This is a genomic window from Streptomyces spongiae (genome assembly GCF_009377185.1).
In the GTDB taxonomy this organism is placed as follows: Bacteria; Actinomycetota; Actinomycetes; order Streptomycetales; family Streptomycetaceae; genus Streptomyces; species Streptomyces spongiae.
In genome coordinates this window covers 1-3,733 of sequence record NZ_VJZC01000790.1, presented here as the reverse complement: position 1 = coordinate 3,733, position 3,733 = coordinate 1, and the positions used below count along the sequence as shown (strand labels likewise).

Sequence of the window (3,733 nt, the reverse complement as noted above, 5' to 3'; positions counted from 1 at the left end):
GGCCGACGCAAGAGCGCGGACGGCGAGCACCTGGTGCTGGGCACCCATGTCGTCGTACGGAACTCCGTCGCGCCACCCGCACGGCGCGACGGAGAAACAGCCCGCTAGATCGTTTCCGTAAACGGTTTCTCAAGGTTTTTCCGCGCTCCCCCAGGAGCAGTCGAGGCACCTCGCAGGCGCCTGGGGTCGGTTCACCAATGCAGCCTCTACCTGCGTAAATTCTGCTCGCACGCGCGTCGGCAGGCACCCACCCCGACGTCACCCGATGGACAAGCCGGCGTAACAAATTGCCGCACGCCTCTTGCTATGGGCAGGCACGTCGGCCTACCTTCCCAGGAACCGCTTACTACAGCTTCTGCTTGGCCGGTCCCCCGCAACGCGAGCCCACGGATTGCGGCCGCTGTTCCTGGCCAGCACCACAGAGCCGCCGTCCTCGTTCTGAGACGCCTGATTTCCTAAGGATCACGGTCAGATGAACTTCACCAGCCCTCGGAGAAAGTTCGCTCGCGCCGCTGTCGCGAGCCTCGCGCTGACGGGTCTGCTCTCCGCCTGTGGCGGATCCGACTCCGGAGACTCCAAGTCCAACTCCTCGGGTCCGGTCACCCTCGACTTCTGGGGCTGGGCCAACGGCCAGGAGGCCGTGGTGAAGGCGTTCAACGCCTCCCACAAGGACGTCCAGCTCAAGTACACCAAGGTCACCGACCAGCTGACCATGCAGAAGCAGCTCACCAACGCCGTCAAGGCGGGCAACGCGCCCTGTCTGCTGCAGAACACCGGCGAGTACGTGACGAGCTGGGTCTCCCAGGGCGCGCTCGCCGACATCACCAAGTACGTCGAGGCCGACAAGGACAAGTTCAACCCCGGTTCGTGGGCCACCGGCCAGGTCCAGGGCAAGGTCTACGGCGTCCCCACCGCCTCGGCGCCCGCCTTCACGATCTACCGCACCGACATCTTCAAGAAGTACGGCCTGAAGGCACCCGCCACCTGGGACGACTTCATCGCCGCGGGCAAGGTCCTGAAGAAGCACAACATCAAGATCACCAACTACGCCGGCGAGGACCCTAGCACCCTGGAGGTGCTCGCCATGCAGGCCGGGGCCCACTGGTACAGCATCGACGGCGACTCCTGGAAGGTGAACTTCCAGGACGAGGGCACCCTCAAGGCCGCGAAGGTGATCCAGGAGATCGTCGACAACGACCTCAACTCCAAGCTCTCGTTCGCCGACTACGCGGCGGTGCAGCGCAACTACGACAACGGCGGCACCGCGACCCGGCAGATCTCCACCTGGCAGATGTCTGGCATGGTGCAGAACTTCACCAAGTCCTTCGGGGACTGGGCGCTGTCGCCATGGCCGACGTTCAAGGGCGAGGCCGCCAAGACCCCGGCCGCCACCAACCAGAGCGGCAACCTCACCCTGGTGTCCGAGCAGTGCAAGAACAAGGAGCAGGCCGCCCAGGCGGCCCTGTGGATGTCCACCGACAGCGGCGCGGTCAAGACCATGGCGAGCCCGGAGACCGGCAGCGGTGTGATGCCGGCGCTGGCCGACAGCGACACGTACGTCTCCGAGGCGATCTCCGAGAAGCTGCTCGGCAAGAACTACGAGCCGGCCAAGAAGACCGTCACGGACAGCCTGGGCACCATCACCACCGACTGGACCTTCGGGCCGAACTGGACGGCGATGTTCACGGAGATGCAGGACGAGTGGGCGGCGGTCGTCAGCAAGAAGCAGAAGGTCACCGACCTGCTCGCGCACATGCAGGCGTGGACGGTAAAGGACCTGAAGTCCCGCGGTATCAACGTCAAGGGCTAAAGGGCACTCCTCCATGATTCGCTCGCAGCGCTGGAAGGGTGCCGCCTTCACGGTGCCCTTCCAGCTCGGCTTCGTCTTCCTCTATCTGCTTCCGATCGGCTACGCGTTCTACCAGTCACTGTTCCTGCAGAAGCAGTCCGGACTCGGTCTCGGTGGCGCGACCAGGGAGTTCGTCGGGCTGGAGAACTACGGCCACGGCCTGACCGACTCGGCGTTCATGACCTCGATCCTGAGGGTGGTGCTGTTCGCCTGCGTCCAGATCCCGTTCATGCTGCTCGTCAGCCTGGTGCTGGCGCTCTTCCTGGACGCGCTCGCCTCGAAGGCGGCCGGCCGGTTCCGGATCCTGCTGCTGATGCCGTACATGATCCCCGGCGTGGTCGCGGCCATCGTGTGGGTCAACCTGTACAGCCCCGAGGTGGGCCCGCTGACCCCGCTGGGGGATCTGTTCGGGTTCCACTGGAACTTCTTCGCGCCGTCGATGGTGTGGCCGGCCATCGGCAACCTGCTGACCTGGCACGGCATCGGCTACAACATGGTGATCATCTACTCCGCGCTCCAGGGTGTTCCCCGTGAGTTGTTCGAGGCAGCGCGTCTCGACGGCGCCTCGGAGCTGCGGATCGCGCTGAGCATCAAGGTCCCGTTCGTGCGCGGGGCGCTCGTCCTGACCGCGCTGCTGTCGATCATCCAGATGCTGCAGCTCTTCAACGAGCCCGCGCTGTTTAGGAACGTGACCCCGCAGACGGTCAGCGACAGCTTCACCCCGATCATGATCATCTACAACCAGGCGTTCAACGCCGGCAACTACCACTACGCCGCGGCCCTGTCCGTACTGCTCGCCCTGATCCTCGGCGTCGCGTCCTTCCTCTTCTACCGGCTGACCTCGAGGGAGGCGGACTGATGGCGCTGACGGAAAACCGCAAGGAAAACGGCACGGAAACAGCCGCCGTGCCTCCCCGCGGGCGCGCCGTACGCCGCCTCACCCGCCCGGACCCCGCCGGACGCTCCCGGGGCGGCCAGCGTTTCCTCCTCGTCGGTCTGGTCCTGGCCAGCGCGTACAGCCTGTTCCCCGTGTACTGGCTGTTGGTCGCCGCGACCAAGGACCGGGTGGGGCTGTACCAGAGCAACGGGCTGTGGTTCTCCGACTTCCACCTGTGGGACAACCTGCACCAGGTGTTCACGTACGAGGACGGCATCTTCCTGCGCTGGACCGCCAACTCGTTCCTGTACGCGGGGGTCGGCTCCCTCGGCGGCACCCTCATCGCCCTCGCCACGGGCTACGGGCTGGCCCGCTTCGACTTCCCCGGGCGGGGCGCGGTGTTCGCGGCCGTGGTGGGCTCCTTCCTGATCCCCATCGCGCTGCTCACCCTGCCCCTGTACCTGCTGTTCTCGGCGATCGGCCTGGTCGACACCCCCTGGGCGATGCTGATCCCCTGCCTGATCAACCCGTTCAGCGTGTACCTGGCCAAGGTCTACACGGAGGCGACGATCCCGTTCGAGCTGCTGGAGGCGGCCCGGATCGACGGCGCCGGGGAGCTGCGGATCTTCTTCAGCATCGTGCTGCGGATGATGACGACAGGCGGAGCGACGGTGTTCCTGCTCGCCTTCGTCAACACCTGGAACGCGTTCTTCCTCCCGCTGACCGTGCTGCGGGGCGAGGAGAACTGGACGCTGAACCTGGGTCTGTACAACTGGTCCGGCAAGCGCCTGGAGTCGGGCGTCGACGTGACCAGCCTCGTCCTGACGGGCGCGCTGCTGTCCATCGTGCCCATGGCGATCATGATGGTCGCGATGCGCCGCTACTGGCGGACCGGGGTGACGCTGGGAGCCCTCAAGTGACGCCCCCTGCCGAGACCCGCACCTGACTCCCGGGGGCCGCAGGTGACCCAGACTCCCTGCGGCCCCCGGGGTGCCCAACCCTCCCGG

The 3,733-nt window shown here is 66.0% G+C and carries 3 protein-coding genes; all 3 read left to right on the top strand.

Features of this window, described 5'->3' with window-relative positions; translation table 11 throughout:
• Positions 1-472: 472 nt before the first annotated feature.
• Genes FNH08_RS46795 through FNH08_RS46785 form a run of 3 tightly spaced genes read left to right on the top strand, consistent with a single transcriptional unit; the run spans position 473 to position 3,646 of the window.
• On the top strand, positions 473-1,810 hold the full coding sequence (locus tag FNH08_RS46795) for an ABC transporter substrate-binding protein (protein WP_152777903.1): 1,338 nt from the start codon (positions 473-475) through the stop codon (positions 1,808-1,810).
• Positions 1,811-1,823: 13 nt separating this feature from the next.
• Positions 1,824-2,708: a carbohydrate ABC transporter permease gene (locus tag FNH08_RS46790; RefSeq protein WP_152777901.1), complete on the top strand. Its 885-nt coding sequence runs from the start codon at positions 1,824-1,826 to the stop codon at positions 2,706-2,708.
• Positions 2,708-3,646, top strand: coding sequence for a carbohydrate ABC transporter permease (locus FNH08_RS46785; RefSeq protein WP_152777899.1), 939 nt, complete (start codon positions 2,708-2,710; stop codon positions 3,644-3,646). The genes FNH08_RS46790 and FNH08_RS46785 overlap by 1 nt, the downstream gene beginning before the upstream one ends.
• Positions 3,647-3,733: the final 87 nt, after the last annotated feature.